Below are 3,393 nucleotides of genomic sequence, written 5' to 3' on the forward strand. Positions count from 1 at the left end.
ATTTTAAATTTCTTCTAAGAATATTGAAAAGCTCCTTGACTGCTCGCGTTCTTGACAATTGTGCCTGCCCACAAAAGCCGATAAGAGGCTTTGGAGAATAAGGTATGATATAGGGTTTATCTGTATTGTAATATTTCTTTAAGGGATCATTTATAAAGGAAGGCAGCGTATGTTCATTTTCTGAGAATTTCGAGCGATACCCACTTTCACGAACCACGATTAAATTCGATAAGCTCGGAATTCGAACCCCGTGATCTCCGGCATTCCAAGTGAGTACTTTTTTTCCCAATACGCCACATTCTTTAACGAAGGCAATTGCAAGATTTGTTTGTTTGGTTTTTACGTAATAGTTCCACGCCATTGTCAGAATAACCAAATCTGCGTCCTCCAATTCATCCGTAAACTCAAAATCCTTTTCCGATAGGCCATATAGCTCGATTCTCTGGGCATCGGTGAAGCTATCTCCTTTTATAAATGGTTTTAAAAGCGGGAATACCAGGCCACGGTGGGATTTGTTGTAATGGGATTTTGGGTAGTGTAGTTTCATTTATTAAGGTGTACGTTTAAAAAATCGGCTTCTTGGTTCACGCGGAGGACGCGGAGTTTTACGCAGAGAGCGCAGTTTTGTTCGCAAAAAGCTTATATCCTCTGCGTACTCTGCGCTATTCCTCTGCGGTCTCTGCGAGAACTCTTCACCCATAAAAGCCAACAAATTCTTTCGTCTGCTTCTCCACATTAAATTTCCGCCTCACCCGTTCCACCGCATTTTTGGAAATCACCGCCTTCTCCTCTACATCCATCAAAAGTACTTTCTTAATTTGTTCTGCCAAAAGATAAGGCGAATATTTAGGCACTACCCACCCCGTTTTACCATGCAATACATTTTCCGTCAACCCCTCTGCATTACTAACAATACATAATTTTCCCATGGCCTGTGCTTCTAATACAGCATTGCAAAACCCTTCTTGAATACTATATTGAATATAAATACTTGCTTCTTCCAATTCCTGCTTCACCTCAGCATGCGGCAATTTCCCTAAAAACTGAACTCGTTCGGTAAGCCCAAGCTGATAGGCTGCAAAAGCTATGCGTTCATATTCTTTTCCTTCGCCTATAATCTTATATACAAAGTCAATCCCCTGTTCTTTGAGAAGCGCTAAAGCTTCTAGGGTTGACACATATCCTTTAATCCAATGTAGGCGGGCGGTAGTTATTAAAACTGGCCTCTCTTTTGAAGACAATTCAGTTGTTTCCGATTGAAACAAATCGATATTAATAGCAGGTGTTATTTTTTCAAAGGGAGTGTTTTCAGGCATTCCATGTTTTACTGCTAATTTTAAAAGATTATCCGAAATGGTGTGAGCTTTATCTATATGTCTCCATAGCATTTGGTAACACCCTGGATTTTTAACTGGATAGACGGTCATATCAAACCCTCTAAAGCTTACCGCCATTTTCGCTCCAATTGCTTTAGCCACTGTTTCGCTACCTAAGGCCATTGTAGCAAACCCAAAGTGCAACCAATCTAATTTTGCTTTAAGCAATTGAGCATTGAGATACACCTTTTTAAAAATTTGCAACCATGCTGTACCCTCAGAGCGCTCCAATTTCACATATCGTATTACCGTGGATACGTATGGCAACAGTAATACAAACTCTTTCATAAAGAACCATAGTTGTAGGAATGGATTCTTACTTACCCTTGGGCTAACTATAACGGGACAAAGTGTAAATTCATTGTTATTATTCTGACAAAACAAGCATACTTCTACTCCATTCTCCTGAAGTCCTTTAATCTTGGAACGAAAAAAGGTTTCGGAGTAGCCTGGGGGTTGAGAGAGTATAATACCTATACGCATAATTAACTGTGTTTTCTTGGATACAGCTTACAATCAAATATATCTAGCAGTCTATTTATTGAAAACAGCTCCTTAAAATCAAACTTTCTCATCTCTGCATTTTTATTAATAATTTTACTCTTAGGATGTGTTTTAGAAGAAGGACGTGCATACTCCTTTTCAATATTTGACAAGGGTTCAAGATTAAACTCTTTACACAGATTTAAAAAAACTTGAATATCACTTCGCAAGTCCTCATGTTTTAATACACGGTGCTTGTATTGATATGGCTCCAATACTTGCAATGGCAAAACATTCTCCAAACACCAGCGCACTATAAGTACTTCCAATGGCGTCATATCTTCAGTATCTTTTAAGAGATCAAAGTTGAACTGCTCTTTCACCATAGCAACTAAGTCATTTTGACTTTTAAAGTGGTCGAGATTATATAACCATGGAAACTTAACACGCTGTTGAGAAGAAAGAACATCATAAGGGTTTCTTATTATATGAATGACAGGTATTTTAAAAGTTTCATTCATATACTTAGCTGAAAGATTAGCTCTTACAAATTTGATTATAAATCTTTTAGGTATAAATGGCCATAAATGTCGTTTAAACTTTCTATTGCTGTTTTGCGCAATCCAATCACAATCCACACGGTTTTGAAATACCTTAGTTAGATATCGGTGTGCTTCTATAGGATCGTCTTTGCTTTCCAGCCATTTATCGCATAAAAGCGTTCCTTTCTTTGTGTTAAATTCGTGCTCAGGCTCAAACAACATTCTATACCTATGCTGCCGAGCTATTACCTCACTTAACCAACTAGTACCACTTCTAGCGGAATCAACTATAATAATATGTTTATTGAACCTACTCACTATTACTTTGCATTTTTTAAATATACTTTTTCATAAGATGATATTTCATTCTGTACTGAAAAATTTGCTTTTATATTTTTTATTCCGTCTATAGAAAGTCTTTTGATTTCTTCTTTATTGGTAGCCATCCTCTTAAGGTTATCTGCCAAGCTATTAGGATTATCTAAATCAAATATATACCCACCACCTCTTGATAGAATGTATTTTGCACCACCTCCAGAGTCTGAAGATAACACTGGCAATCCACAAGCTAATGCTTCTAATATAGACACAGGTAACCCTTCTTGATAGGAAGCCAACACAAACAAATCCATCTCTCTATAAACTTGAGGTATTGTCACATTTTCTAAAAATCCATGGAAAAGTACTCGCTCCTTCATATTGTTCAATTCTATAAAATCGTCTAGATTTTTTCTGTATTCTTTATCTTCCTTACCATATAAATGCAATACTATGTTTTGAGGTAAATTTTTCAGTGCTTTTATTATAAATAGCTGATTCTTATTATCTCCAATATTTCCGACACAGACAACATTAAAGGTAGTACGATCAATTGGTTCCAATGGTTTAAATACATTGGTATCAACCCCATGTGGAATGAAGGAAATTTTATGCCTTAAAAGCAATGATTTAAAAAATCGAGTTTTCATCTCGGGGTTATCATACGCTATATG

The 3,393-nt window shown here is 36.7% G+C and carries 4 protein-coding genes; all 4 read right to left on the reverse strand.

The window, feature by feature from the left end; genetic code table 11:
* Positions 1–547, reverse strand: a 547-nt coding sequence (locus tag VKY47_RS04470) for a hypothetical protein (RefSeq protein ID WP_324310700.1), incomplete at its 3' end; no start/stop codon positions are given.
* A gap of 145 nt (positions 548–692) precedes the next feature.
* Positions 693–1,664 (reverse strand): glycosyltransferase family 4 protein, encoded by a 972-nt coding sequence (locus tag VKY47_RS04475; protein WP_324310702.1) that lies wholly within the window; start codon positions 1,662–1,664, stop codon positions 693–695.
* 197 nt (positions 1,665–1,861) lie between these two features.
* Positions 1,862–2,719 carry a sulfotransferase family protein gene (locus VKY47_RS04480; protein WP_324310703.1) on the reverse strand — a complete coding sequence of 286 codons (858 nt, stop codon included), beginning with the start codon at positions 2,717–2,719 and terminating at the stop codon, positions 1,862–1,864.
* Between the two features lie 2 nt (positions 2,720–2,721).
* Positions 2,722–3,393: glycosyltransferase family 4 protein (locus VKY47_RS04485; RefSeq protein WP_324310705.1), on the reverse strand; the 672-nt coding region annotated here is incomplete at its 5' end.

Origin of the sequence: Xanthomarina sp. (assembly GCF_035306705.1) — a bacterium.
Taxonomy (GTDB): Bacteria; Bacteroidota; Bacteroidia; order Flavobacteriales; family Flavobacteriaceae; genus Xanthomarina.

Excerpts from the sequence above, each read along its gene's own strand:
- VKY47_RS04475 (WP_324310702.1), bottom strand. The coding sequence starts at position 1,664 with ATGAAAGAGTTTGTATTACTGTTGCCATACGTATCCACGGTAATACGA.